Source organism: Paenarthrobacter sp. CC6, from assembly GCF_040560085.1.
Taxonomy (GTDB): domain Bacteria; phylum Actinomycetota; class Actinomycetes; order Actinomycetales; family Micrococcaceae; genus Arthrobacter; species Arthrobacter nicotinovorans.
The window spans coordinates 306,384-332,219 of record NZ_JARDAN010000006.1 but is presented as its reverse complement, the minus strand read 5'-3'; the positions used below and the strand labels follow the sequence as shown (position 1 = coordinate 332,219).

The window sequence follows — 25,836 nt, the reverse complement described above, 5'->3', positions numbered from 1 at the left end:
CCAGCTCAGGTGCCGCCTGCCGTGACACGCAGGTGGCCCGGCAAGGGAGGGGCCTGGGAACGGTAGCTATGCCCGGTGGGCGTCCGGACTTCCAAGGTATGGACGGAGTCGGTGTCGTTCCGGCCCGGCTCTGTTTTGCTGCTCCAACCCGGGTTTTCTTTAGTGTGGTTGCAAGCCTCGCAAAGTCCGGCGCCGTTGTCCAACGAGGTGGATCCGCCACGACGCCAGGGGACTATGTGGTCGATGTGCCGAATGGGCGCGTCGCAGTACGGTGTCCGGCACAGGTTGTCACGAACCTCTATGAAGCGGCGCATTCCCTGCGGAAAGAAGCGGGACCGCGAGTCCTCGGCGATGAGCTCCCCGGTGCCGGGGGCTGTGTAGAGGCGGCGAAGCCAAACATGGAAATCACTGTCGGGATCGCCGAGGGTCTTCGTTGTGGATACAAGGTCTCTGGCCCACTGGGCGGGGACAACCCCATAGCCGGTCAGCCGCGCCGGTTCGGAGTCGTTGGCCAGGATGGTGCGGTCTGTCATCACCAGCTGCAGGTCAATCCCGGAATAGCCGGCGGATGAACCGGTGATCCGCTCAACCAGGGTGTCGGCCATAACTTGGCCCCGACGGCGTTGCTCACCACCAGGACGGGACCGGGCTGAGTCGGCGGCCCGCGTGAGTGCCGCGTAGGCTGCGACGCCTTGGGCTACCGGAAGCAGGGCGGTCAGGATGGTCATCGTGTCAGGTGCCGGCCGCAGACTCACGGTTCTCTCATTCGCGGCACGTGCAGCCCGCTGTGTTACCGAACGCGGATCACGGCGATAGGCTGCGGCTTTAGCAGCGGCAATGATGGCCTTGTCCCCGGCGCCTTCGAAGGTTCTGGTATCCGGCGCGAGCTCTTCATCCACGGCCGCCCGATCCTCAACGGACAAGCAGGCGGTCTCCTTGAGGAGGAGGGTGGCTCTCCACTCATTCAACAGTCCCGCATCCACGGCGGCCATGGTGTGTGGCATCTCCGTGACCAATGCCCGGGCCAAGCCAAGGAGTCGGGAGCCACGGTTTGGGGATTCCCGCCGGGCGAGCGCCACTTGCGCGCCTACACCCTTGCCACGTTCGGAAGCCGGGACTCCGGCCTCAGCCTGCTCAGCGCGTTGGGCAAGGTCGAAGGCCACAGTGATTTTGGCCTGAAGTCCCGAGATGGCCGACTTCATGTCTTCCAGTAGCCGCAGTTGGTTGACCAGATCCCTGCTTATCGAGCCGGGAGTGGCTGAGCCTGGAACGGCGGGAAACTCCCGGTCAGACGGAACCGGCATCAGCGCGGCGCTGACTCCTGCACCCATTGGTGTCTCCGGCTTTCGTCCCGTGTTCCAATTCTGACAGGAGGCACCGACATTATTAGCCGACGGGCTAACCCCGTAGCCGGGCAGCCTCACTTGCCAGCTCGGCTTCCAAGGCCTCAATGCTGGGCAGGCTCGCAACCAACTCGTCGGGCAACGAGTCGGCCAGGGAAGTCCGCCACTCCGCGATGCCCACAGGTGCGTTGAAGCCGCGTAAGGCGTACTCGGCCACGACGCTGTTTTTCTCCTTGCACAACAGCAACCCGATCGTGGGTTTGTCGTCCGGGTGCGCCATGAGGTCGTCCACCGCTGCCATGTACATACCCAACTGGCCGAGGAAGCCGGGCTCGAACTTCACGGCCTTCAGCTCGATCACCATGTAGCAGCGCAGTTTCAGGTGGTAGAACAGCAAGTCGGCGAAGAACTCGTCACCGGCAATCTCCAGACGGACCTGCTCGCCCACAAAAGCAAAACCCTGGCCCAGTTCCAAAAGGAATTTCTCCACGTGCTTCACCAACTGCAGCTCCAGGTCCCGTTCGGTGTGACGGTCAGTCATGGATAGGAAGTCAAAGACATAGGGGTCCTTGGTTGCCTGCTGGGCGAGGTCCGAGTCCGCGGGGACCATGGTGGCCTTGAAGTTGGTGATCGCTTGCCCTGACCGCTCGTGCAGGCGGGTGGAGATCTGGTGCGTCAGCACGTTGCGCGACCAGCCATGCCGGGCAGCCGCCGCTGCGTACCAAAGCCGCGTTGCGGCGTCGTCGAGCTTTTCGAGCAAGGCGATCTGGTGGTACCAGGGCAATGTTGCAAGCGGCGCTTGCAACATTGGAAAGTCGGGCCATGCCTGGGCGAAGCTCTTCATGTAGCGCAGGTTCCTGGGGGAGAAGCCCTTGGCTTCAGGGAATCTGGTGCGGATGTCGGCGGACAAGCGGGTGACCACCTTTGCTCCCCAGCCTTGCTCGGATTCACGCTCGGCGAGCTGGCGTCCGATGCTCCAGTACGAGTTCAGCAACTCCGAGTTGGCAGCGGCCTGGGCGCGGGTCCTGCCCACCCGGATTTCCCGGGCCACGGTGTTGAGCAGTGTGGGGTACCAATCGGGCATGGAGGACGCAGCCGGCACGCCTGGAAACGAGGCCTCGGTTGCGAGCTCTTTGGACGGCATGTTGCTCCTGTCGATTGCTGGTGTCATCACGCTAAGACCGGGCACTGACAAAATAGACGGGTGAGTGAAGCTGGCGAATTCGTGGACTACACCCTGCAGATGGAATCGACGTGGGAGCGGGCAGAAGAGGCCAGTGCGCGTCTCGGCGAAGCCTTGAAAGTGTATGGCGCCTCCGTGGGGGCCGTTCGCGGGACAATCCGGGATGCGCTGAAGCGTTACAAGAACCTCGGCCATGACGAGATCACGGCGCTCAGCTCCGAATTGTGGGAACAGCCGGTCTTTGAGCGCCGTCTGGCCGCGGTGGTGTTGCTGCAGAGCAAAGTAGGTGTCCTCATTAACACAGACCTCACCCGGATCGAAGGCTTTATCAGGCAGTCCGGCACCAGGGAGCTGGTGAACCCGCTTGCCACTGATGTGGTGGGTCCGCTGCTGGCACGGCTGGAAGGCCGGGCAAGGGAACGCGCTGAACGCGTGCTGGAGCGCTGGGCTGAAGATCCCGACCCTGAGCTTCGGCGAGCAGCGGCATTGGCCTCAGGTGCTGCCACCCCTTGATAAGCATCAGAGACCGGCCTAGCGTTTCCCTACCGCGTGCCAGCGGAATTGAGAGGCAGGTCGATCCATGAAATCGCTGTGGTTGGACAGGGAGTCCCGCTTTGCATCCGATGCCGTCCCCGAAGAAAAGCACTTTGACACGATAGTTGTGGGTGCCGGGTTGACGGGCATGGTGGCGGCTTTGTTGTTGTCCCGTTCCGGTCAGCGCGTGGTGGTCTTCGAGGCGCGCACCTTGGGGGCGGTGACCACCGGCAACACCACGGGCAAAGTGAGCCTTCTGCAAGGTGGAGCGTTGTCGGCCCTGCGCGGCCAATATCCGCTCAAGGTGGTCCGGGCCTATGTCGAAGCCAACAAGACGGGGCAGGCGTGGCTCACCCAGTACATGGAGCAGCAGGGCGTCCCCTTCCAGCGCCGGACCGCGGTCACCTTCGCCACCACGGACGACGGCGGCCAGCGGCTCCGGAAGGAAGCTGCCGTTTCGCGGGACGCGGGTTTGGATGTCCATTTCAGCCGCGATCCCGGATTGCCGTTCCCGGTTGTGGAGGCGCTGGAGCTGGAAGACCAGGCCCAGATCCACCCCATGGATGTCCTGGAGACCCTCGCCACTGATATCCGGGAACACGGTGGCCTGATCGTCGAAGGCGTGCAGGTCCGGAATGTGGGCTCAGAACTGCCCCTTGGGGTTTCCGCCAGCCGGGGAACGTTTACGGCCGACACTGTTGTGGTGGCCACGGGAACGCCCATCCTTGACCGCGGCCTGTACTTCGCCAAGCTGGAACCCAACCGTTCCTACGCGGCCGCCCTTCGCATGCCAGGCCACATACCCCAAGGGATGTACCTGTCCATTGACGCGCCCACCCGGTCCCAGCGTACCTATCCCGCTCCTGACGGCGAGTTGCTCCTGGTAGGCGGATACGGCCACACCGCGGGCCGCGCGATGTCGCCGCAGTCGCATCTCGATGACCTGCTGGGATGGGCCAACCAGCACTACCCCGGCGCCGAGGTCACCCACAGGTGGTCGGCACAGGATTATCAGGCAACCAACCTCATGCCGTTCTTCGGCAAGCTGCCCCGGGGGCGCGGAAGGATCTTCTTCGGCACCGGCTACAACAAGTGGGGGATGAGCAACGGCGTCGCCGCTGCATTGTCCATCACCTCTGACATTCTGGGCGGTCAGTCTGACTGGGCAACTACCATCCATCACCGGGTGACGTCACCCCAAGGGGCCTTTCAAGCCGCGAGGCTCAACGCCAGCACCGCGAAACGAATGATTGAGGATAAGGCGAAAGTCAGAAAGAACCCCGAAATTACAGACGAGACGCGTCCACCCGAAGGGACCGGTGTCGTCGGGTTGTACAAAGGCGAACCCGCCGCGGTTTCCACCGTGGACGGCAAGGTCTGCATGGTCTCCGCCAGCTGTGCCCACTTGGGCGGCCTGCTGACCTGGAACGACGCCGAGAAATCATGGGACTGCCCGCTTCACGGTTCAAGGTTCACGCCCGAAGGGACATATCTTGAGGGGCCGGCAACCCATGACCTGGACAAGACGGTGGGCAAGAAAGCGAAGGACTAGCCAAGCCGGTCGACGCGGCGCTGGGCCTGGTCTGCGCTGCGTCGGAGTTGGGTTGCTGTCCTGACTGCGAGCTTCTTGCCGGACTCCGCGGAGTCCGCATCACGCGCAAGGCCAATGAGGTCGGCTTCCAGCGACGCCAGGCGTTTCTTCACCTCGGCAATTTCCGCCTCGACGTCCGAGCGGCGGCGAGCCAGTTCGTTAACGGCTTCCCAAGCCTCGGAAGCTTTCTTCTCGGCGTCCTGTGCCTCCCTGTCGGCGCCCTGGAATTCGTCCTGGGCCTGCTTCAAGGCAGCCTGACGTTTTGCCGCGCGGCGATCGGCCAGGGAAGTTGCTTGTTCCTTGGGTTTCTTTTCCTTGTTTGCCGCTTCCTTGGCAGCAGCTGCTTTCTTCCGGACTGGCTCCGCGGCCGGCCCTGCTTCGGTCCCCGCCGCGCTGCCGGAGCCAGCGATGTCCTCCGCAGAGGCCGCTGCGACGGCGTCCGTCAGGTCTACGGACTCGAAGCCACTTCCGCTCAGCCCCCGCACCAGTCTCCCCGTGCCTACGGCCCGCGCAGCTCCGGCGTCGGCCATGGCTGCCCTGAGCGTTTGTTCCACGTCCGATGCCGCGGCCGCGCTCAGTGGCGCGCCCAATTCATCGGCAAGATCCTTTGCGGCGTGGACGGCGGACGTCAATTGCCCCTGCCGCTGCTGGCTGAGTTCGCGGAACGCCGCGGCATCCGATTCTTCCTGGGCGGCGCGCAGGGATGCGCCGAAACGCACGACGCCGTCAATCACCTCCGGCCTGTGGGCCGCCAGCATGTTGATGGCCCAGGCGCCGGCGGCCGGCTTGGGCAGGCGGCCAATCTCTTGTGCGAGTTCCTTGTTACCGTCTTCTTTGGCCGCGCGCACCAACGACGTCCGTGCGGAGGTGAAGTCGCGAGGCAGCACGGCATACAGCTCCTGGGCGGCCTCATGGAGATCCATGGATCCATCCTAGGGTTCCGTTACTGCCGTTGCCGTGAGCGAATCTTCAAAGCGCCGGGGCTTAGGGTAGCCTAAGTCGAGTGGACCAGATCATGAGTTTGCCCTTCGGCGTCGCCTTGGCAGCGCTGTTCGCCATCGTCATGATCCGTGTCAATGTCACGTACTGGATTGGTCGCGGGGCAGTTACCGGCTTTTCCCATACCCGTTTCGGCGCATCGCTGGAGCGGCCCAAAGCGGCCCGCGCCCAAGCCCTCATACAGCGATGGGGACCCTACGCCGTCGTTCTTTCTTTCCTGACCATCGGCCTGCAGACGGCCATCAACCTGGCCGCCGGAGTGGCGCGCATGCCACTGAGGCGTTACCTGCCGGCCGCCATAGCGGGATCGGTGATCTGGGCTTTCCTCTATGCGACCATTGGGCTCGCAGCGCTTGAGGCATGGCTGGCTGTCGCCGCAACATCGCCGCTTGGAGCGGCCATCGGCTTGGTTGTGGTGGCTGCCGCGGTTGTCTGGGTAGTTGTGATCCGCAGGCGTCGGGCGGCACGCAAATCAGCGGATACAGTGGTCTGAGTTCTACTGCTGGATCGGCGAAAGGCTCGGATTGACTACTGCATTACCGGAACTGGCGGACGGTGATTTCTACTACGAATCATTGGGTGATGGCCGTTTCCGCTCGACGATCCACGCCCAAGGCGCCTGGAATCCGCACGAACAACACATGGCACCGGCCTCGGGCATCCTCGCCGATGCCCTGGTTCGGCATGAGCCCAGGGACGATGTCCGTCTTGCCCGGATCAGCTATGAAATCCTGGGCCTCATCCCCGGTGGCGAGTTTCAGGTCACCACCTCGACGCTGAGGCCGGGAAAGACCATCGAACTGATTCAGGCTGAACTTTCAGCAGCCGGTCGCGTGGCCATTCGGGCTGCGGCCTGGCGGATGATCACCAGCGATACCAGCGCGGTTGCGGCGGTGGAGGACGAACCCCTGCCTGCCCCGGACGAATGCAAGCCCTGGGATGGTGCCAGTGTTTGGCCAGGCGGGTATATCCGGTCCCTGGAGATGCGTCTTGCCGAGGGGCACCGACCCGGTTCGGGAAAGGTCTGGATCCGGACGTCCCATCCGCTGACGGACCAGGCGGACAGCACGGACCTGGCCAGGCTGATGGGCCTCGTGGATACTGCCAACGGTATTGCGGCACGTGTTCCGCCTGGCGAAGACAGCTACATCTTCCCGAACGTTGACCTGCAGATCCACATGTATCGCTCGCCCTCCGGCGAATGGCTGGGTCTGGACAACAAGGTCTCGTTTGGCGCCGATGGAATCGGGTTGACCTCCACGGTCCTTCATGACGTCCACGGGCCCTTCGGCAGGGCCGAGCAGATCCTGACGCTGAGGAAAAGCTGATGCAGGCAGCCGCCGAAACCCGTAAGCAGCTCACGGTTTACCGGCAACAGGAATCCCTCGGAGCTGCCGGCGACCTCGATTTTGCCCTGGAACTGTTGAAGCGTGCCCGCGGTGGCCAGCTGGGCCCTTCCCTTCGCTTGTACCGTCCCGAACCCACGGTCGCGTTCGGCCAGCGGGACGCCAACCTGCCGGGATTCGCCGCTGCGGAAACAGCCTGCCGGGAGCTGGGTTTCGAACCACTCATACGCAAGGCAGGCGGCCGTGCTGCCGCGTATCACCAAGGCAGCCTGGTGATAGACCACATCGAGCCGCATCCGGACGCCATTGTCCGTGCAAAGGCGCGCTTCGCGGAGTTCGGGGAGCTGCTGGCCAGTGCCCTTCGCAGCGTTGGCGTCCATGCCGCCGTCGGCGAGATCCCGGGGGAGTACTGCCCGGGTGAGTTCAGCGTGCACGGCGAGGACCCTGATTTTCCCGCTCACCGGATCAAGCTCATCGGCACCGCCCAGCGGGTGGTCTCCGGCGGCTGGTTGTTCAGTTCGGTGATCGTGGTGGAAAACTCCGGGCCCATCCGGGACGTGCTCACAGCCAGTTACGGCGCACTCGGCCTGGAGTGGGACCCGGCAACTGCCGGCGCTGCCAATGATCTGGTGCCGCATCTGGATGTCACCACCGTGGAGGCCGCCGTCGTCGAGGCTTACCGCGGTTATGCGGACGTGGTCGACGGCGACTTCCGCAGTCTTGCGGGTTGACCGCCTCAGCTTCGTTGAGCCTGTTGCACGCCGGGTTTAGGCTGGGGTGATCAGTTACCCAATCACGCGAATCGCGGTGTAGCGATGGGCCGGAAACAGCACCCCATAGAGGATTCCGACGCGGAACTCAGCGTCGGTACACCCAAACGGTCCGCTGGTGGTTTGCCGAGCTTGACTGAGACACTGCCGCACGCCATGTCGTCCATGGGGCCGGTGAGGGCCTGGAAGACACTCCGGGCTGTCAACCAAAAAGACGGCTTTGACTGCATGAGCTGTGCGTGGCCCGATCCCCCCGAACGCAAACGTGCTGAATTTTGTGAGAATGGCGCCAAAGCCATCGGCTGGGAGGCGGAGCCGCTCAGGATCCCTGCCGCTTTCTGGGCGGAAAATACCTTGGCTTCGTTGGCGCACCGGCCGGAGTATTGGCTCGGCCAGCAGGGCCGTCTGGTGGAACCGGTGTACAAAGCTGCAGGCGCGGACCGGTATGTGCCCATTGGCTGGGACGAGGCGTTCGGAATCATCGCACAGGAGTTGAACGCCCTTGAGTCGCCGGACCAGGCTACGTTCTATACGAGCGGGCGGACCAGCAACGAGGCCGCCTTCCTCTACCAACTGTTCGTACGGGCATTCGGGACGAACAACCTTCCCGACTGCTCAAATATGTGCCACGAGTCCACTGGCGTTGCCATGGGCGAGACGATCGGTGTAGGCAAATCAGCGATTACGTACAAGGACTTCGCGGCATCGGACTTGATCATCATCATGGGACAGAACCCGGGCACCTGCCATCCGCGGATGCTGACCGCGTTGGAAGAGGCCAAACAGGCGGGCGCGAAGATCGTGGCCGTGAATCCCCTGCCGGAAGCGGGCCTGATCAATTTCCGGAACCCCCAGCGTCCCCGGGGCCTGGTTGGAAAGGGCACGGACCTGGCGGACCAGTTCCTGCAGATCCGCTTGGCCGGCGACATGGCGTTATTGCAAGCAGTATCCAAGCGGGTCCTTGATGCTGAAAGCGCGGCGCCCGGGACAGTCCTGGACAGGGCCTTCATCGATACCCAATGCCAGGGTTTCGTGGGTTTTGCCGCGCACCTGGCAACACTGGGCGAAAGCGAAGTCCTTGCCGCGACAGGGCTGAGCAGCGACGAAATCGATGAACTCGCTGAAAGCTACCTCCACGCCGGAAAAGTCATCATCACCTGGGCCATGGGGCTGACCCAGCATAAGAAGGCCGTGTCCACCATCAAAGAGATCATTAACCTCCTGCTGCTGCGCGGTAACATCGGCAAGCCGGGGGCCGGTCCGTCTCCCATCAGGGGCCACAGCAATGTCCAGGGCGACCGGACCATGGGCATTTGGGAAAAGATGCCACCACGGTTCCTTGCCGCCCTGCGGGATGAGTTCGGCTTCGATCCGCCCCGGAATCCCGGCGTTGACGCAGTGGACAGCATCCGCGGTATGCGGGACGGCAGGATCAAAGTGTTGGTGGCGATCGGTGGCAACCTCGTCCACGCGATTTCGGACACCGCAGTGGCGGAGGAAGCCGTCAGGCGGACGCGCTTGTCCGTGCAGATCTCCACCAAGCTGAACCGGTCACATGTGGTGGTTGGTGAGCAGGCGCTGATCCTGCCCGCTTTGGGACGCACGGAGATAGACCGGCAGGGTGGGGTTGCGCAGTTCGTCACTGTGGAGGACACGGTCTGCGCGGTGCACAGCTCCGCCGGTACGTTGGAGCCGATCGCTGCCGGCGTGATGTCCGAGGTCGCCATTGTTACCCGTTTGGCTGAAGCGGTCCTTGGCGGCAAGGTGCCGGTTGATTGGTCGGGTTTGCGGTCCGACTACGACGCCATCCGCGACCATATCGCGCACGTTGTGCCAGGTTTTGACGGCTTCAATGATCGTATTCGCCAGAAAGATGGCTTTGTTCTGCCGCACGGACCCAGGGACAGCCGGACGTTCCCGACCCCCTCCGGAAAGGCCATGTTCACGGTCAATGATCTGGAGACCATCGAGCTGCCGAAAGGGCGGCTGATTTTGCAGACCATCCGGTCCCATGACCAGTTCAACACCACGATGTATTCGTTGAACGACCGCTACAGGGGTATCAGGAAGGGGCGCATGGTTCTGTTCGTCAATCCCCAGGACCTTGGGGAGTTGGGTCATGAGGACGGTTCCTACGTGGACGTTCACAGCGAGGCCGATGACGGCGTGGACCGGGTTCTGCGTCAACTGCGGGTGGTTGCGTACCCGACCGCCAGGGGCTGCGCGGCTGCATACTACCCCGAAGCGAACGTTCTCGTCCCGCTGGACTCGACAGCAGACGAAAGCAACACACCTGCTTCGAAGTCGGTGATTATTCGCCTTGAGCCGGCCGCCGCCCCGGAGTTCGAGGGGGCGGCCGGCAAGGAGGCTTGAGGCGAAGGGTCAGTGGCCGCGAGCTATCCATTCATCCAGGTGCGGTTTCTCCGCGCCGATGGTGGTGGTGTCGCCATGGCCCGTGCGGACAACGGTCTCTTCGGGCAGTGTCAGGAGTTTGGTCCTGATGGACTCGATGATGGTGGGGAAGTCGCTGTAGGAACGCCCTGTTGCACCTGGTCCGCCCTGGAAAAGGGTGTCTCCGCTGAAGAGCGTGCCTTCGCTGGGCAGGTGGAAGGAGACCGAGCCGGGTGAATGACCGGGCGTGTGGATTGCCGTGAGCTGCGCACCGGCCACAGTGAACTCCTGGCCGTCCGTGATGGCCGCGTCAGGGTTCTGCCCGGGGAACACCGTTTCCCACAGCATCCAGTCGTCCTGGTGCAGGTGGATGGGTGCTTTGACCAGTTCGCGGAATTCGCCTGCCGAGCTGATGTGGTCGTCGTGTCCGTGCGTGAGCAGAATTGCTGTGACCGTGCGGCCGTTCACGGCGTCCAAGATCGCGGCAGGGTTGTGGGCGGGGTCTATGACGATGCATTCGGAGTCGTCGCCGATGATCCAGACGTTGTTGTCCACGTCCCAGGTGCCACCGTCCAGGGAGAAGGTTCCGGAAGTGACGACGTTGCTGATGCTGAGGTTATCGGTGCTCACAGTTCAACCACCGATCGCAGGACGGCGCCGTGGTGCATTTTGTCGAAGGCCTCTTCCACCTGGTCGATGGTGATGCGTTCGGTGACGAAGGCATCCAGGTCCAGCTTGCCTTGTTTGTAGAGGTCCACCAGCATGGGGAAATCGCGGGACGGCAGGCAGTCGCCGTACCAGGAGGATTTGAGGGACCCGCCGCGGCCGAAAACGTCCAGCAAGGGCAGTTCGAGGGTCATCTCCGGCGTGGGAACGCCGACAAGGACGACGGTACCGGCCAGGTCGCGTGCGTAGAAGGCCTGCTTGTAGGTTTCGGGACGTCCGACGGCGTCGATCACCACATCTGCGCCGAAGCCGCCGGTGAGAGCACGGATTTCCTCGACGGGGTCCCCTGCGGAGGAATCAACGGTATGCGTGGCGCCCAGGTCCTTGGCGCGTTCGAGCTTCTTGGCGTCGATGTCCACGGCGATGATGGTGGTGGCGCCGGCGAGCGCGGCGCCGGCGATGGCTGCGACACCCACGCCACCGCAACCGATGACGGCGACTGAATCGCCGCGTTTGACTCCGCCGGTGTTCAGGGCTGCGCCGAGCCCTGCCATGACACCGCAGCCGAGCAGTCCAACGGCGGCAGCGTCAGCGTCGGGGTCTACTTTGGTGCACTGGCCCGCGGCGACCAAGGTCTTTTCGATGAAGGCTCCGATGCCCAGCGCCGGGGAGAGTTCGGTGCCGTCTTCGAGGGTCATCTTCTGGGTGGCGTTGTGGGTGTTGAAACAGTACTGGGCCTGACCGCGTTTGCAGGCGCGGCAGTTGCCGCAGACGGCACGCCAGTTCAGGACAACGCGGTCGCCGGGGGCTACTTCCGTGACGTCAGGGCCGACCGCGCTGACCACGCCGGTTGCTTCGTGGCCCAGCAGGAAGGGGAAGTCGTCGCTGATGCCGCCGAGCTTGTAGTGCAGATCGGTGTGGCAGACGCCGCTGGTGAGGATGTCCACCAGGGCTTCGCCGGGGCCGGGTTCGGGCACAAGGATGGTTTCGAGGGTTGCGGGTGCGCCTTTGGATCGGACGACGACGCCTTTGACTGCGTGGACCATTGGAGTGGTTCCCTTCGGGCTCGCGGAGGGCGGGCCCGGTTAATGCAGCAGGGCCCGCTACGGATTCCCATTCTGTCTATCACAGGTGGCAGACAGTGTGCGGATTGTTCCGAGCGGGCCCAGCGGCTGTATGCGGATGGACCTAGGCGGCGAGGCGGCTTTCCACCTCGGACGCCGAGGGGTTGGTCGCGGCAGTTCCGTCCGGGAAGAGGACGGTGGGTACCGTGCGGTTGCCTCCGTTGAGCTGCTCGACGAGTTCGGCCGTGCCATCTACTTCTTCGATGTTGATCTCGGTGTAGCCGATGCCCTTGGCGTCCAGCTGCTTCTTCAAGCGGTTGCAGTAGCCGCACCAGGTGGTCGAGAACATGGTGATGGTGCCGGAGTCGGGAGTGAAATCCACAGAGCTCTCCTCAGTATTTGTCGTTTGCACGGAGTGGTTCGTTCGTAACAACGGTAACCCGGTGCCGAATAATTCCCGTCCGGCGACGAAGACGGGTTGCCTCACACGCTCGCGCTGGTGCGTTTTCCCGGGAAAGGGCAGACTGTTGCCATGTGTGGACGTTACGTAATGGCCCGTGCGGTGGGAGACCTGCTCGCCGATTTTGATGCCGAACTTGAGAACGAGATCGCCCTGGAGAAGTCCTGGAATGTTGCCCCGACGGACGCGGTTCCGATCGTTTTGGAGCGGTTGGTCGATGACAACGTCAAGAGGCAGCTCCATGTAGCCAAGTGGGGGCTGGTGCCTTCCTGGGCAAAGGATCCCAAGGGCGGGGCACGGCTCATCAATGCCCGCAGCGAGACCCTTCTGGAAAAGCCTTCCTTCAAGAAGGCTGCTGTGGCCCGCCGGTGTGCTGTGCCGGCTGACGGCTATTACGAGTGGAAGAAAGGCGAGGGAAAGAACAAGCAGCCCTATTATGTTCATCCGGGCGACGCGCACGGTCTGGTGTTTGCCGGTTTGTATGAGTGGTGGCGGGACCAGGCGGCACCGGCGGATGATCCGGGCCGCTGGCTGCTGTCGATGTCCATCCTCACCGCAGACACTCCGACGGCGGACTCGGCCCGAACACGGCGCAGCGCCTCCGTGTTCGACGAACTTACTGCGCTCCATGACCGTGTTCCGTTGCCGATGAGCACAGAGACAATGGAGGCATGGCTGGATCCGCGGGAGAAGGACGCCGCAGGGCTGGTGGACATGGTCCGTTCGAGGGCGCACGATGCTGCTGCTGACTGGACGCTGGACCCGGTGGGGACCGCCGTCGGAAATGTCCGCAACAACTCACCGGAACTTATCGAACCGGTGGAAGGACTCTTCTGAGAGTCAGAGTGCTTCGTTCACCGGTACGCCGGACTGGAATTCCCGGCCGTCAGCTTCGCTGAAGGCGGTCATGACGTGGCCTTTGCTGAGTCCGTGGATGGCGGACATGGGGAAGTTCCCGGTGATGACGTTGCCGGAATGCTCCACGCCTTTGATGTCGTAGTTTTCCTCCGCGCTGAGCGAGTGGTTGAAGGAATAGAACGAAATCGCTTCGCCGTTCATGAACTCGATGCCGAGTCGGCGCTGTGAGGAGTAGTCTTCGCTGGCAGCAACAAGGCCCACGACGTAAGCGCCGGAGCCTGGTATGTTGCCGTCAATTTCGAATCGGGCCACGAGGTGGTCGTCCGCGGCGGAGATGTTGACCTGCTTCAGGAGTGCGTCATTGGTGCTCATGCCACAATCCTGCTCTGCGGACCGGCTGCCGTCCACCCCTCCGGGTCATCCAGGGCCGCTCACCCTTCCAGGAGCAGTTGGATGTTTTTGGCGACAGCTGCCTTGTCGACGCCTTTGCCCTTGCGTGCGGTGAGCAGGTGCAAGGCCAGGCCGTCGCTGTAATCGGATACCGCTTCGGCGCGGGCCCGGGGATCGGATAATCCCAGGCGTTCGAGCAGCTGCGCCAAAGCGGAGACCAGCCGCTCATGACCGGCGGCCACTGTTCCGGGCTGGTCGAGGGCGAAGACGAATCGCGCCCTGGTGAGCGGGGCGTTTGTATCGGTGAGTCCCATGACCGCAGCGGCGAGCTGCTCCGCCAAGGCCGCCGTCGTCGTCGGAAGCTCCCTGTGGTCACCTTGCAGCAGGAGGCTGTCCAGTTCTTCAACGCGGTCGACGGCGGCACCCACCAGGGCGGCGCGGTTGCGGAAGTAGTTCGACGTGGTTCCGAGGGCGACGCCGGCCCGGGCATCGACGGCACGGTGGGTCAGTCCTTTGAGGCCCTGCTCGGCGACGACGGCGAGCGCGGCGTCGGCTAGCTGGGTTCGTCGGTCGGCCATGGCCAAAGTCTAGCTTCACTTCCTGTTGTTACTACAAATGTAGTAGTACAGTGTAGGCATGAAAAAGGTGAACATCATCGGTGGGGGCATTGCCGGCCTGGCGCTCGCAGCAAGACTGGACCCGGGCGCGTTCGACGTCACGGTGTACGAACAAAGGCCCCAGCTGCCAACCGTGGGGACAACACTGGCCATGTGGCCCGGAGCCCAGGATGCCTTGTCGAAAATCGGAATCCTCGGTCCTGTGCGGAGCCGGGGATCCGTCATCACAGCCGGAGCCCTGCGCAGCCCAAAGGGAGAAGCGGTGCTGTCCATGGAAGGGGGAGGGCTGGTGGGCATATCCCGGCCCGAGCTGCTGAGGCTGTTGAACACGGCGGTGCCGTCATCGGTAAGCCGCGTGGTGGGCAGGGTTGACAGTGTTCCGGGTGGAGCGTGGCTGACCGTGGGTGCGGACGGGGTCAACAGTGTGGTCCGGCGAAGCCATTGGGGCCAACGGAGCGCCGCCAGGCCAACCCCGTACCTGGCCGTCAGGGGAGTGGTCCCAAGCACGCCCCAGGCCGGTGATGTCGGCGAGTACTGGGGCAGGGGAGAGATCTTCGGCCTGGCACCAGCGGTAGGCGGAACCAACTGGTATGCCTCCTACCGGTCGGATCTTGGACCGGACAAGGTGGATGTCCTCGAAGCCCTGGACGTTACCCGGCGCCGCTATGCCGGATACTCGGGGGCCGTAAAGGCTGTTCTTGCCCAGGCGTCACCGGAAACCTCCCTGGCCCAACGCATCTGGACAACCCCGCCATTGGCCCGCTACTCCCGGGGCAACGTGGTGTTGGTGGGGGATGCTGCCCACGCCATGACACCAAACCTGGGCAGGGGCGCCTGCGAAGCGCTCATCGATGCCGTGACGTTAGGGGACCTGCTCAACGAACAACCCCTGGATTCCGCGCTCGCCGCCTATGGCAGAAAGCGCGTCCTCCGCACCCAGCAGCTAAGGCTCGCCTCGGCCCTTATGGGAAGAGTCGCGCTGGCGCAAGGAATGCAACCGTGGCGTGATGGCTTGCTGAGGCGGGTTGGAAAGCGTGTCTCCAAGGCTTCTGCACAGGCGGGAACTTCGAAGTAGGTTTTGCCCGTACGTCGGCGTAAACTGGAATTATTCGAACATACTTTCGAATCAAACCGGACCGGCGTAACGAGGTGTGAAATGGGGCTGTTCAGCGAGTCCGTCGGAGTGATCTGCACGGAAACAGGCCAGCCACAGGAAGTTCAATGGAAAGGGGCGCATTACACCGTCACCAACGAGCCCGTCCGTTGGTTCGAACGCCGCCAATGGTGGGTCGAAGAAAACCGTGCACCCATCGGCGGCGGCGCAGGCCTGGTCGACCACGAGATCTGGCGGGTCCAGCTTCAACCACAACAGAGCGGCCAAGCCATCACACTGGACCTGGTTCGGCACCTCGGCAGCGGCCGGTGGAGACTGCTCCGCATCCACGACGCCGCCCCGGCCCGATCCGTCGAACCAGACGAAGCAGCGTGAACCTTGAGCTTTACCCACCTGCACGTCTCAACCGCCTTCAGCGCGCACTACGGCGTCTCCTGGCCCGACGAACTAGCCCAAACAGCCGCAGCCGACGGAGCAACGGCGCTCGCCTGCACAGACAGGGACGGCCTCTATGGCACCGTCAAACACCTCAAAGCCTGCATGGACGCAGGCATCGACCCCATCGTCGGCGTTGACCTGGCAGTCTTCGACGACGACGGCGACCACCGCACCCAGGTCGCGGGCCGCGTCGTCGTACTGGCCCACGGCCATAACAACGGTGCCGGATACCGGGCACTGTGCCGCTTGGTATCGGATGCCCACGCACGCACCTCGGGAAAAGCCGGAGGAGCAGTCCCCGTAGCAGTAACCAGGGGAGAACTTGCCTCCAGGACCCTGGACCCCACAACCCTCAAACCCGTCCTCACGGTCATGATCGGACCGGACTCCGATGTCGGAAGAGCCATGGGCGGACGAAAATACCTGAGGCCCAGAACCCTCTTCAAACAATGGATCGACGCCATGCCACCAGGCACCATCGTCGCTGAAACCGTGTCCCACCTCAGCGCACCGGGCGAACCCCTCAGCACAGCCCATGCCGTCCGCATGCTCAAACTCGCCCTCGAATACAACGTCCCGGCCATCCTCAGCAACGCCGTGCGCTATTGCGCCCAGGACGGCGCGGCAACCGCCGACGTCCTCGACTCAGCACGCACCCTGAAATCCCTCCCCGAGCTCTCCACCGCGCCCATGCTCCAACCCACCGGGCAGGGATGGCTGAAAAACCGCCACCACATGCTCCAGCTCGGCAAAGAAATCATGAACGCAGCAGGCCTTGGGCAAGCAGACTTGAACAAACTGCTCACCAACACTGAAGCGCTCGCCGACAAATGCCGGATTGACCCCGTTCCGGACATGGGATGGAAACAACCCGTCGTGCCCGAGGCCTCCATCATTGGCATCGACAACCACCCCATGGTGGAACTGACCCAACGCTGCGAAGCAGGAATCACCAGACGTTTCCCCGGCCTCAGCACGGAAGCGGAGAACCGGGTGCGCTCGCGGTTGGAGCACGAACTCGGGATCATTGGCAGGCTCGGCTTCGGGTCCTACTTCCTTACCGTGGCAGAGGTTTCCAAGATGATCCTGGACATGGGCGTCAGGGTTGCCGCACGTGGCTCAGGGGCCTCCAGCCTGGTCAATTACCTGATCGACATCAGCCAGGTTGATCCCATCCGCCACGACCTCATTTTTGAACGGTTTCTGTCCGGACGCCGGTCAACACTTCCTGACATTGACATCGACGTCGAGAGCGCGGAACGCCACAACGTGTACCGGAAGATTTTTGATCGGTTCGGGTCTGAACGGGTGACCCTCATGAGCATGCAGAACGGGTACAGGGCGCGTGGTGCTGTCAGGGATGCCGGTATGGCGCTGGGGATGGATGAGGGCGAAGTCAGCGATATCGCCAAGCAGCTCTGGAGATTCTCCGCAAGGAAATTCCGCGAAGCGCTGGTGGAAAAGCCTGAGCTTCGTGACTTTGCCGGCCGGGTGGAACGCGGAGGAATGGAGGAGAACCAGCAACTCGACCTCCTGGTGGACCTGACCGAAAGGCTGGACCGGCTGCCCCGGCACATTTCCATGCACCCTTGTGGCGTCATCCTGGGAGATGCCACCCTCCTTGACCGGACCCCTGTCCAGCCCAGCGGCCTTGGTTTGCCCATGAGCCAGTTCGACAAACACGACATGGATCCCATGGGCATGCTCAAACTGGATGTCCTGGGGGTACGGATGCAAAGCGCAATGGCCTTCGCCGTAAGGGAGGTAATCCGGCTGCATCCTTCCAAAGCCGAAGTGGTTGCTGCAGGAAGGCACCCGGCAGGACCGGAAGGCTCAGGGCCGGACTTCATTGACGAGGACGGGAGGATTGAGCTCAACGCCGTTCCTTTCGACGACGAGCCAACGTTTGAACTGATCCGCAGCACCCACACATTGGGGTGTTTCCAGATCGAGTCGCCGGGTCAACGGGAACTCATCGGGAAGATGGCCCCGCGTGAATTCAACGACCTCATCATTGATATTTCTTTGTTCCGGCCCGGGCCCATGAAGTCGGATATGGTGCGTCCCTTCCTGGAGCACAGGCACGGTTTTGCACCTGAGGTGTACCCGCATCAGGACCTCAAACCAGTTTTGGAGGAAACCCATGGTGTGACGGTGTTCCATGAGCAGATCCTGAAGACCTTCGATGTCATGACCGGGTGCGGACTGGCAAGGGCTGATGAATTCCGGCGGGCACTCGGTGATGAAGTCCGTGAACCCGAGGTGGAGAAGTACTTCCGTAGGGAAGCGATCAGGAACTACACCCCTGAAGTGGTGGACAAGGTCTGGGGCACGCTCAAGGCCTTTGGCAGCTTTGGGTTCTGCAAGGCACACGGGGCTGCCTTTGCTGTTCCTACCTACCAGTCGGCCTGGCTGAAAGCCCATCACCCCGAAGCCTTCCTGGCGGGCCTGTGGGAGCATGATCCCGGGATGTACCCCAAGCGGCTATTGGTGGCTGAAGCCCGCAGGCTCGGTATTCCCATCCTGCCGCTGGACATCAACCGGAGCCAGGCTGAGTACAGGGTTGAGAAAATCGTGGAAGGCCCGGACCATGGCAAACTCGGCATCCGGTTGAGCCTGTCGGGTATCTACGGGCTCTCAAAGGCTGAGCTGAAGAGGATCGTTGCCGGGCAGCCCTTCGATTCTTTGGCCGATCTGAGGACCCGGGCCAGGGTGAGCAAGCCAAACATCAAAAGACTGGCCCAACTCGGCGCCTTCGATGCCCTGCACAAAGACTCCGGTGGAAAGGCGAACCGTGCTGACCTTGTCCAGCATCTCCAAGCCATGCAGAACAATCCCTCAAAAAAACCGAACGGTGTCATCGAAGGGCAGTTGTCGTTTGCACTGGGAGATGTCGAGCTGAAGAACCTCGCCCCGGAACTTCCTCCCACCACAATGATTGAAAATGTCAGGGCAGAGCTTGACCTCATGGCCGTGGATGTCAGCGAACACTTGATGGAAAGCCACCGGCCCCTCCTGGCGAAATTGGGAGTGACGACGGCCGACCAACTCCTTGGCTTGCGCAACGGAACGGAGGTCCTGGTGGCCGGGGTGCGCGTTGCCACCCAAACCCCTCCCATGCGCGGTGGGCGGCGGGTGGTCTTCATCAGTATCGATGACGGCACTGGATGTGTGGATTCGGTTTTCTTCCACGAAGCCCAGGAAGAATCGGGACCGTTGCTGTTCGGCACACGCTTGCTGCTGATCCGGGGAACCACCAGGAGGACAGGTCCCAGGGGAATCAGCCTGAGCGCGAGCAAGGCCTGGGACCTTGGCCGGCCCGAATCGCTTCCTTATCCGGAACTCATCCGCGGCGGTGAAGTGCCGACGGACGAATACACGATTCCCGGCCCCCTCCACGGCATTTCACGGAACCTTGCCATTACCGGGCTGGGAAGCTGAACACCCTGAATCCCGGCCCGGCGTGCTGCTTTGGCCGCCCTCGCCGGAGCGGATACGATTGACGGTGGCTGGCTGTGGTCCCCGTACGCCACAAGCTATGAAGCCTTAACTATGAATAGGAGACACCCGTGTCAGATGCCCAACAGATCACCCTCATCGTCGATGGCGAAGAGACAAAGGTGACGGAAGGGACTACCGGCGCGGAACTCTTCTTCGAGCGCCGCGACGTCGTTGTAGCCCGTGTCAACGGCGAACTCAAGGACCTCGACCAGGTCCTCCCCGCCGACGCAGACGTCGAAGGTGTCACCATCGAATCTCCCGATGGCCTCAACGTCCTCCGTCACTCCACCGCGCACGTCATGGCCCAGGCCGTGCAGCAACTGCGCCCTGATGCCAAGCTTGGCATCGGCCCGTACATCACTGACGGCTTCTATTTCGATTTCGATGTCTCCGAGCCCTTCACTCCGGAAGACCTGCGCCAGCTGGAAAAGATGATGCAGAAGATCATCAACCAGAACCAGAAGTTCGTCCGCCGCGTGGTCACCGAAGACGAAGCGCGCGAAGCCATGGCCGGCGAACCCTACAAGCTGGAACTACTCGGCAAGAAGAACGACGCCTCCGACGCCGCTGAAGGCGTCAACGTCGAAGTCGGCGCCGGTGACATCACCATCTACGACAACGTGGACAGGAAGAGCGGCGAAAGCGTTTGGTGCGATCTGTGCCGCGGTCCGCACCTTCCGAACACCAAGATCATCGCCAACGCTTTTGCGCTGACGCGTTCTTCGGCCGCCTACTGGCTGGGTAACCAGAACAACCAGCAATTGCAGCGTATCTACGGAACCGCGTGGCCTACCAAGGAAGCGCTGAAGGCCTACCAGGAGCGCATCGCCGAAGCTGAGCGCCGCGACCACCGCAAGCTCGGTGTCGAGTTGGATCTGTTCTCCTTCCCGGATGAACTGGGCTCAGGCCTCCCGGTGTTCCACCCCAAGGGCGGGATCATCCGCAAGGCGATGGAGGACTACTCCCGCCAACGCCACGTGGACGCCGGCTACGAATTTGTCTACACACCCCACATCACCAAGGGTCACCTGTACGAGGTCTCAGGCCACCTGGACTGGTACAAGGACGGTATGTTCCCTGCCATGCAGGTGGACGCCGAATTCAACGAGGACGGCACGGTGCGCAAGCCGGCCCAGGACTACTACCTGAAGCCGATGAACTGCCCCATGCACAACCTGATCTTCCGCTCTCGCGGCCGGTCATACCGTGAACTTCCGTTGCGCCTGTTCGAGTTCGGTTCGGTGTACCGGTACGAGAAGTCCGGCGTTGTGCATGGACTGACACGTGTTCGCGGCATGACACAGGACGATGCCCACATTTACTGCACCCGCGAGCAGATGAAGGACGAGCTCACTACCACGCTGAACTTCGTCCTCGGCCTGCTCAAGGACTACGGCCTGGACGATTTCTATCTGGAACTGTCCACCAAGAACGAAGAGAAGTTCGTTGGTGACGACGCCGCCTGGGAAGAAGCCACCCGTACTCTTTCCGAGGTTGCGGCCGCTTCCGGGCTGGAACTCGTGCCGGATCCGGGTGGAGCCGCGTTCTACGGCCCGAAGATTTCGGTTCAGGCGAAGGACGCGCTGGGCCGGACCTGGCAAATGTCCACCATCCAGCTGGACTTCAATCTTCCCGAACGCTTCGAACTGGAATACCAGGCGGCCGACGGAACGCGCCAGCGTCCCGTCATGATCCACCGGGCGCTCTTCGGTTCTGTTGAACGCTTCATGGGTGTGCTCACCGAACACTATGCCGGGGCCTTCCCGGCCTGGCTTGCTCCGGTCCAGGTAGTTGGCATTCCCGTGGCCGAGGCATTCAACGACTACATGTTTGACGTCGTCGGGCAGTTGAAGGCTGCAGGCATCCGTGCCGAGGTGGACATTTCCTCGGATCGCTTCCCGAAGAAGATCCGTACAGCCAGCAAGGACAAGATTCCCTTTGTATTGATTGCCGGCGGTGAGGATGCCGAAGCGGGCGCCGTGTCATTCCGGTTCAGGGACGGCAGCCAGGATAACGGTGTTCCCGTGGAAGAAGCGGTCCGCAGGATAGTCGACGCCGTAAAGAACCGCGAGAGCTGACGGAACGGAAAAGTGACGGTGCAGGAGAACACAGGCGCGGCAGCTGACCTTCCGGGCGACGCAGACGTAACCGATGATTTCGGACTCGCAGGCGTTCCGGATGCGTTTCAGCGCCTGTGGACTCCCCACCGCATGGCCTACATCAAGGGCGGGCAGGATCAATTCAAGAACAAGGATGACTGCCCGTTCTGTGTAGGGCCGAGCCGCTCTGACGAGGAATCGCTCATCGTCCACCGGGGAAAGACCTGCTATGTCGTGCTCAACCTGTTCCCGTACAACCCGGGCCACCTGCTGATCTGCCCCTACCGCCACGTCCCCGACTACACGGATATTACGGTGGAAGAGACAGCGGAGTTCGCTGATCTTACCCAGACCGCCATGCGTGTGCTCCGGAAGGTTTCGAATCCCAGCGGTTTCAACCTGGGCATGAACCAAGGTGTTACCGGCGGGGCGGGCATCGCTGCCCATCTTCACCAGCACGTAGTTCCGCGCTGGGGCGGGGACGGCAATTTCTTTCCCATCATCGCCCAGACCAAAGCCATCACGCAGACCTTGGACGAGGTCCGCAAACTAGTGGCCGAAGCCTGGCCGGGGGAGTCGAATGCTCAATAGGCATGCGCGCGGCTTCTTCACTTCACTCTTTACCCCTTTGGCGCGCTGGCTCCTGAGGATCGGCGTGTCACCTGACGTGGTCACTATTGCGGGCACCGCCGGCGTCATCCTGGGCGGACTCATCCTCTACCCCTTGGGCCACTTGTGGTGGGGTTCTGTGGTGGTTGCGTTCTTCGCTTTCTCGGACGTCGTGGACGGCATCATGGCCCGGCTGCAAGGCAGAAGCGGCGGTTGGGGCAACTTTCTTGATTCCACGTTGGACCGCCTGGCCGACGGCGCCATTTTCGCGGGCCTCACTATCTGGTTCTTCACCGGAGGCAAGGACACCGCAATCGGGACGGCCGCCGTCGTCTGCCTGGTCCTCGGCATGGTTGTCTCCTACGCGAGGGCCAAAGCCGAATCGCTTGGCTACCACGCCAGCGTTGGGATTGCAGAACGGGCCGAACGACTCGCATCGGTCCTGTTGGTTGCCGGGCTCACGGGCCTGGGACTTCCACCCGTGGTGCTGTTTGCAACCCTGGTCCTGCTGGCACTGGCCAGCGTTGTCACGGTAGTCCAAAGAATGGCTACGGTCCGCAAGCAGGCCATGGCAGAGGCCGAGGGAACTGGCATCTGACCAGAGTCGGCTCCCGCCGATTGTGCAGGTGTCCTACCACACCCCTGTTTGTTGCCCTGCAAGGCGGTAATGAATGTACTGCCGCCATGCAACGTGCGACTACTATTACTAGTACTTGGTCACCTTGACCTGAAACCCGGTGTGCGCTGAACGCGGTCGTGTGCTGCGCGTGCCTCCGGCAAGAAGGTCGTTTATCTACCCATAGGGGTTTTTGTGTCTACACCAGATGTAAGCAACGAAGCCGGTTCGTCCGCGAACAGCGTCACGGGCAGCAGCCGCGTTAAGCGGGGCATGGCTGAGATGCTCAAGGGCGGCGTCATCATGGACGTCGTTAACGTCGAGCAGGCCCGCATCGCCGAGGATGCCGGTGCGGTCGCCGTGATGGCGCTTGAGCGTGTCCCGGCTGATATCCGCGCCCAGGGTGGCGTGTCCCGCATGTCCGATCCGGACATGATCGATCAGATCATCGCTGCCGTGTCCATCCCGGTGATGGCCAAGGCCCGTATCGGCCACTTCGTCGAAGCCCAGGTCCTGCAGTCCCTCGGTGTTGACTACATCGATGAGTCCGAGGTCCTGACCCCGGCGGACTACATCAACCACATCGACAAGTGGAACTTCACTGTTCCGTTCGTCTGTGGTGCCACCAACCTGGGTGAGGCGTTGCGTCGCATCAACGAGGGCGCGGCGATGATCCGTTCCAAGGGCGAGGCCGGTACCGGGGATGTTTCCAACGCCACGGGCCACATGCGCAAGATCCGTTCGGAGATCGCCAAGCTCGCTGCCCTGCCCGAGGACGAGCTGTATGTTGCGGCCAAGGAGCTGCAGGCCCCGTATGAGCTGGTCAAGGAGATCGCTGCCACGGGCAAGCTTCCGGTGGTGTTGTTCACTGCCGGTGGCATCGCGACCCCGGCTGATGCTGCGATGATGATGCAGCTCGGCGCCGATGGCGTGTTCGTCGGTTCCGGTATCTTCAAGTCCGGCAACCCGGCAGAGCGTGCCGCCGCCGTCGTCAAGGCCACCACGTTCTACGATGACCCCGATGTTATTGCCAAGGTCTCCCGCGGCCTGGGCGAAGCGATGGTCGGCATCAACGTCGACGAAATCCCGCAGCCCCACCGCCTCGCAGAGCGCGGCTGGTAACAGCTAACCGTACGGCGGCGGCCGGCCACCCCCCAAGGGTGGTCGGCCGCCGTCGTTCCTAGTCGAGGCCGCGGCGCTTCAGGAGTGGTGCCAGTTCGGCGTCGCGTCCGCGGAACAAGCGGAATGACTCCAGAGGGTCACGGCTGTTGCCCCGGGAGAGCAGTTCGGACCTGAACCGGTCACCGTTGGCGCGGGTCAACCCGCCGTTTTCCTTGAACCATTCCACCGTGTCCGCATCGAGGACCTCACTCCAGATGTACGAGTAGTACCCGGCTGCGTAGCCCGCTCCGGCGAAGATGTGCTGGAAATAGCCGCTGCGGTAACGCGGCGGGATCAAAGGGTGGGCAATGGATGCCTCGGCAAGTGCCTTGGCTTCGAACGCCAGGACATCCCCGGGTACGTCGGCTTGGGAAAGCACATGCCAGGAAAGGTCAAGCAAAGCGGCGCCCAGGTATTCTGTCGTCGCGAAGCCTTCGCCCCACAACAATGAGTCGTTGAGCTTATCCACGATGACTTGGGGGAGCGCTTCCCCGCTGCTGTGGTGCCGGGCGTAGTTGGCCAGGACCTCTGGCCACATGATCCACATTTCGTTGACCTGCGACGGGTATTCCACAAAGTCCCGGGGCACGGATGTCCCGGAGAAGCGCGGGTACGTAACACTGGAGAACAGGCCGTGCAGTGCATGGCCGAATTCGTGGAACACTGTCCGGACCTCATCCAGGGACAACAGCGTGGGCTCGCCTGGAGCGGGCTTGGTGATGTTGAGGTTGTTGATCACCACGGGGCGCGTACCCAGGAGGCTGGATTGTTCAACGAGGGAGTTCATCCACGCCCCGCCACGTTTGCTCTCCCTGGTGTAGTAGTCGCCAAGGAAGAGGCCAAGGCCAGTCCCGTCTTCGTCGCGGACTTCCCATACGCGCACGTCGGGATGGTATCCCTCGAGGTCTTCGCGTTCATGGAACGTAATGCCATATAGCTGGGTCGCAGCGTGGAAGACGCCGTCGTTCAGCACGCTTTCCAGGGCGAAGTAGGGGCGGATCGCCTGCTCGTCCACCTGGAATTTTTCCTTCCGGACCCGGGCTGAGTAGTAGGCCCAGTCCCACGGCTCGAGGTGATGTCCCGCAGTTCCGGCCAGGGCGTCGGCCTCGGCTTGTGCGTTGCGGACGGCTGCGGGTGCCAACCGGCGAAGCATGGCCTGGACATTGCTGAAGTCGGGCGCGGTCTGTTGGTCCACCACGAGTTCGGCAAAGTTGGCGAAGCCGAGCAGGGCTGCCTTTTCCGCACGCAACCGCACGGTTGCCGTCACAATTTCCCGCACGTCCAGTGGTCCGCCATCAGTGCCGCGCGACAGGGACGCTTCAAACAAACGACGGCGGATGGTCCGGTTTTCGAGGGACGCGAGAGCGGGCTGGTTGCTGGGTTGGATCAAGGTGAGGAGGTACTTGCCGTCGTGACCGGCGGCCTTCGCAGCTTCAGCGGCTCCTGCGACGTCCTCTTCCGGCAGGCCGGCAAGGTCGGCCGGGTTGTCGAGAAGCAGGGCGGAGGCTTTCATGGCTTCCTTGGTCCGCTGGCCGAATTCAGTGCCCAGCCGGGAGAGTTCGGCGTTGACTGTACGGAGCCGGTCCTGTCCGGCGTCATCGAGCTGGATGCCGGATTGGCGGAACTCCTTGAGGTATTCCTGCACAAGCCGGACGGACTCAGCATCGAGGCCGTCGACGTCGATGGCAGAGAAGCGTTCGTAAAGGCCGCGGTTCATGTATACGGCGTCCTGGTGGGCCGAAAACCTGGGGGAAAGTTCAGTTTCAAGCGCCTTGATGTCATCGCCCGCATCCGCTGAGACAAGGGTGAAGAAGGCCGCTGCTGCCCTGTTCAGGAGAAGGCCGGAGCGCTCCATTGCCACCGCTGTGTTCAGGAAGGTGGCAGGGTCCGCATTGCCGGTGATCGCGTCTATCTCCTCCAGGTGAGCTGCCAGCCCGGCCTCCACTGCCTCGGCATAGTGGGCCGCAGAGATGTGCGCGAAGGGCGGCAGTCCGTACGGCAGGGGGCTGGGGTCAAGCAGGGGATTGGTCATGAAGTGACTCTTTCACGTAAGAATCGTGTCCTCAAGAGCGGCACGCCTGGTTCC

23 protein-coding genes are annotated in these 25,836 nt (G+C 62.6%); 14 read left to right on the top strand and 9 right to left on the bottom strand.

Features of this window, described 5'->3' with window-relative positions; genetic code table 11:
• Nucleotides 1-5: 5 nt before the first annotated feature.
• Together PV760_RS06320 and PV760_RS06315 are read right to left on the bottom strand one after the other, a co-directional pair.
• On the bottom strand, nt 6-1,331 hold the full coding sequence (locus PV760_RS06320; protein ID WP_502921427.1) for an HNH endonuclease: 1,326 nt from the start codon (nt 1,329-1,331) through the stop codon (nt 6-8).
• A gap of 67 nt (nt 1,332-1,398) precedes the next feature.
• On the bottom strand, nt 1,399-2,487 hold the full coding sequence (locus PV760_RS06315) for a PDDEXK nuclease domain-containing protein (protein WP_354627366.1): 1,089 nt from the start codon (nt 2,485-2,487) through the stop codon (nt 1,399-1,401).
• A 60-nt stretch (nt 2,488-2,547) separates the two neighbouring features.
• Between PV760_RS06315 and PV760_RS06310 the strand changes: the two genes are divergently transcribed.
• The gene (locus PV760_RS06310) at nt 2,548-3,039 is read left to right on the top strand and encodes a DNA alkylation repair protein (protein ID WP_039241721.1); all 492 of its coding nucleotides are present in this window, start codon (nt 2,548-2,550) and stop codon (nt 3,037-3,039) included.
• A 67-nt stretch (nt 3,040-3,106) separates the two neighbouring features.
• Nucleotides 3,107-4,612 carry an FAD-dependent oxidoreductase gene (locus PV760_RS06305; RefSeq protein WP_039241719.1) on the top strand — a complete coding sequence of 502 codons (1,506 nt, stop codon included), beginning with the start codon at nt 3,107-3,109 and terminating at the stop codon, nt 4,610-4,612.
• Here the strand turns inward: PV760_RS06305 and PV760_RS06300 are convergent.
• Complete coding sequence (locus PV760_RS06300) at nt 4,609-5,574, bottom strand: coiled-coil domain-containing protein (protein ID WP_354627365.1); 966 nt, start codon at nt 5,572-5,574, stop codon at nt 4,609-4,611. The two genes, PV760_RS06305 and PV760_RS06300, sit on opposite strands and share 4 nt — an antisense overlap.
• A 92-nt stretch (nt 5,575-5,666) precedes the next feature.
• On the opposite strand from PV760_RS06300, the gene PV760_RS06295 reads away from it, so the two are divergent.
• The 4 genes from PV760_RS06295 (at nt 5,667) to PV760_RS06280 (ending at nt 10,139) form a co-directional block, all read left to right on the top strand.
• A complete protein-coding gene (locus PV760_RS06295) occupies nt 5,667-6,143 on the top strand; it encodes a DedA family protein (protein WP_231375228.1) in 477 nt (158 codons plus the stop codon).
• 31 nt (nt 6,144-6,174) lie between these two features.
• Nucleotides 6,175-6,978, top strand: a complete 804-nt coding sequence (locus tag PV760_RS06290; protein WP_018777783.1) for a thioesterase family protein — start codon at nt 6,175-6,177, stop codon at nt 6,976-6,978.
• Nucleotides 6,978-7,727 carry a lipoate--protein ligase family protein gene (locus tag PV760_RS06285; RefSeq protein ID WP_018777782.1) on the top strand — a complete coding sequence of 250 codons (750 nt, stop codon included), beginning with the start codon at nt 6,978-6,980 and terminating at the stop codon, nt 7,725-7,727. Before PV760_RS06290 ends, PV760_RS06285 begins: the two co-directional genes overlap by 1 nt.
• 84 nt (nt 7,728-7,811) lie before the next feature.
• Entirely contained in the window at nt 7,812-10,139 is a 2,328-nt protein-coding gene (locus tag PV760_RS06280) for an FdhF/YdeP family oxidoreductase (RefSeq protein WP_354627364.1), read from the top strand.
• A 9-nt stretch (nt 10,140-10,148) separates the two neighbouring features.
• Here the strand turns inward: PV760_RS06280 and PV760_RS06275 are convergent, their stop codons facing one another.
• From PV760_RS06275 to PV760_RS06265, 3 genes are all read right to left on the bottom strand, one after another.
• A complete protein-coding gene (locus tag PV760_RS06275; protein ID WP_110504704.1) occupies nt 10,149-10,787 on the bottom strand; it encodes an MBL fold metallo-hydrolase in 639 nt (212 codons plus the stop codon).
• Nucleotides 10,784-11,869 (bottom strand): S-(hydroxymethyl)mycothiol dehydrogenase, encoded by a 1,086-nt coding sequence (locus tag PV760_RS06270; protein ID WP_018777779.1) that lies wholly within the window; start codon nt 11,867-11,869, stop codon nt 10,784-10,786. Before PV760_RS06270 ends, PV760_RS06275 begins: the two co-directional genes overlap by 4 nt.
• Before the next feature lie 142 nt (nt 11,870-12,011).
• Nucleotides 12,012-12,269 carry a mycoredoxin gene (locus tag PV760_RS06265; RefSeq protein WP_018777778.1) on the bottom strand — a complete coding sequence of 86 codons (258 nt, stop codon included), beginning with the start codon at nt 12,267-12,269 and terminating at the stop codon, nt 12,012-12,014.
• 168 nt (nt 12,270-12,437) lie between these two features.
• Between PV760_RS06265 and PV760_RS06260 the strand changes: the two genes are divergently transcribed.
• Nucleotides 12,438-13,184, top strand: a complete 747-nt coding sequence (locus PV760_RS06260; RefSeq protein WP_018777777.1) for an SOS response-associated peptidase — start codon at nt 12,438-12,440, stop codon at nt 13,182-13,184.
• Nucleotides 13,185-13,187: 3 nt separating this feature from the next.
• On the opposite strand, the gene PV760_RS06255 is transcribed toward PV760_RS06260, so the two are convergent.
• The gene (locus PV760_RS06255) at nt 13,188-13,577 is read right to left on the bottom strand and encodes a hypothetical protein (protein WP_018777776.1); all 390 of its coding nucleotides are present in this window, start codon (nt 13,575-13,577) and stop codon (nt 13,188-13,190) included.
• Between the two features lie 59 nt (nt 13,578-13,636).
• Entirely contained in the window at nt 13,637-14,173 is a 537-nt protein-coding gene (locus PV760_RS06250) for a TetR/AcrR family transcriptional regulator (protein WP_354627362.1), read from the bottom strand.
• Between the two features lie 58 nt (nt 14,174-14,231).
• On the opposite strand from PV760_RS06250, the gene PV760_RS06245 reads away from it, so the two are divergent.
• The 7 genes from PV760_RS06245 (at nt 14,232) to pdxS (ending at nt 23,711) form a co-directional block, all read left to right on the top strand.
• A complete protein-coding gene (locus PV760_RS06245) occupies nt 14,232-15,287 on the top strand; it encodes an FAD-dependent monooxygenase (RefSeq protein WP_354627361.1) in 1,056 nt (351 codons plus the stop codon).
• A gap of 81 nt (nt 15,288-15,368) precedes the next feature.
• Complete coding sequence (locus PV760_RS06240; RefSeq protein ID WP_039241704.1) at nt 15,369-15,701, top strand: DUF6504 family protein; 333 nt, start codon at nt 15,369-15,371, stop codon at nt 15,699-15,701.
• A gap of 3 nt (nt 15,702-15,704) precedes the next feature.
• Nucleotides 15,705-19,205, top strand: a complete 3,501-nt coding sequence (locus tag PV760_RS06235) for a DNA polymerase III subunit alpha (protein WP_306877347.1) — start codon at nt 15,705-15,707, stop codon at nt 19,203-19,205.
• A 128-nt stretch (nt 19,206-19,333) separates the two neighbouring features.
• Complete coding sequence (gene thrS / locus PV760_RS06230; protein WP_018777771.1) at nt 19,334-21,343, top strand: threonine--tRNA ligase; 2,010 nt, start codon at nt 19,334-19,336, stop codon at nt 21,341-21,343.
• A gap of 18 nt (nt 21,344-21,361) precedes the next feature.
• On the top strand, nt 21,362-21,955 hold the full coding sequence (locus PV760_RS06225) for an HIT family protein (protein ID WP_055976090.1): 594 nt from the start codon (nt 21,362-21,364) through the stop codon (nt 21,953-21,955).
• Nucleotides 21,945-22,571 carry a phosphatidylinositol phosphate synthase gene (gene pgsA, locus PV760_RS06220; protein ID WP_354627360.1) on the top strand — a complete coding sequence of 209 codons (627 nt, stop codon included), beginning with the start codon at nt 21,945-21,947 and terminating at the stop codon, nt 22,569-22,571. The genes PV760_RS06225 and pgsA overlap by 11 nt, the downstream gene beginning before the upstream one ends.
• Nucleotides 22,572-22,784: 213 nt before the next feature.
• Nucleotides 22,785-23,711 carry a pyridoxal 5'-phosphate synthase lyase subunit PdxS gene (gene pdxS, locus PV760_RS06215; RefSeq protein WP_020608520.1) on the top strand — a complete coding sequence of 309 codons (927 nt, stop codon included), beginning with the start codon at nt 22,785-22,787 and terminating at the stop codon, nt 23,709-23,711.
• Nucleotides 23,712-23,769: 58 nt separating this feature from the next.
• Here pdxS and PV760_RS06210 read toward each other — a convergent pair whose 3' ends face one another.
• On the bottom strand, nt 23,770-25,782 hold the full coding sequence (locus PV760_RS06210; protein WP_354627359.1) for a M3 family metallopeptidase: 2,013 nt from the start codon (nt 25,780-25,782) through the stop codon (nt 23,770-23,772).
• Between the last annotated feature and the right edge of the window lie 54 nt (nt 25,783-25,836).

What these genes read in the sequence shown, in the direction of transcription:
- PV760_RS06320 (WP_502921427.1), bottom strand. Translation starts at nt 1,331, where the DNA reads ATGGGTGCAGGAGTCAGCGCCGCGCTGATGCCGGTTCCGTCTGACCGG.
- PV760_RS06315 (WP_354627366.1), bottom strand. Translation starts at nt 2,487, where the DNA reads ATGCCGTCCAAAGAGCTCGCAACCGAGGCCTCGTTTCCAGGCGTGCCG.
- PV760_RS06305 (WP_039241719.1), top strand. Translation starts at nt 3,107, where the DNA reads ATGAAATCGCTGTGGTTGGACAGGGAGTCCCGCTTTGCATCCGATGCC.
- PV760_RS06300 (WP_354627365.1), bottom strand. Translation starts at nt 5,574, where the DNA reads ATGGATCTCCATGAGGCCGCCCAGGAGCTGTATGCCGTGCTGCCTCGC.
- PV760_RS06295 (WP_231375228.1), top strand. Translation starts at nt 5,667, where the DNA reads ATGAGTTTGCCCTTCGGCGTCGCCTTGGCAGCGCTGTTCGCCATCGTC.
- PV760_RS06285 (WP_018777782.1), top strand. Translation starts at nt 6,978, where the DNA reads ATGCAGGCAGCCGCCGAAACCCGTAAGCAGCTCACGGTTTACCGGCAA.
- PV760_RS06280 (WP_354627364.1), top strand. Translation starts at nt 7,812, where the DNA reads ATGGGCCGGAAACAGCACCCCATAGAGGATTCCGACGCGGAACTCAGC.
- PV760_RS06270 (WP_018777779.1), bottom strand. Translation starts at nt 11,869, where the DNA reads ATGGTCCACGCAGTCAAAGGCGTCGTCGTCCGATCCAAAGGCGCACCC.
- PV760_RS06260 (WP_018777777.1), top strand. Translation starts at nt 12,438, where the DNA reads ATGGCCCGTGCGGTGGGAGACCTGCTCGCCGATTTTGATGCCGAACTT.
- PV760_RS06255 (WP_018777776.1), bottom strand. Translation starts at nt 13,577, where the DNA reads ATGAGCACCAATGACGCACTCCTGAAGCAGGTCAACATCTCCGCCGCG.
- PV760_RS06250 (WP_354627362.1), bottom strand. Translation starts at nt 14,173, where the DNA reads ATGGCCGACCGACGAACCCAGCTAGCCGACGCCGCGCTCGCCGTCGTC.
- PV760_RS06245 (WP_354627361.1), top strand. Translation starts at nt 14,232, where the DNA reads ATGAAAAAGGTGAACATCATCGGTGGGGGCATTGCCGGCCTGGCGCTC.
- PV760_RS06240 (WP_039241704.1), top strand. Translation starts at nt 15,369, where the DNA reads ATGGGGCTGTTCAGCGAGTCCGTCGGAGTGATCTGCACGGAAACAGGC.
- pgsA (WP_354627360.1), top strand. Translation starts at nt 21,945, where the DNA reads ATGCTCAATAGGCATGCGCGCGGCTTCTTCACTTCACTCTTTACCCCT.
- PV760_RS06210 (WP_354627359.1), bottom strand. Translation starts at nt 25,782, where the DNA reads ATGACCAATCCCCTGCTTGACCCCAGCCCCCTGCCGTACGGACTGCCG.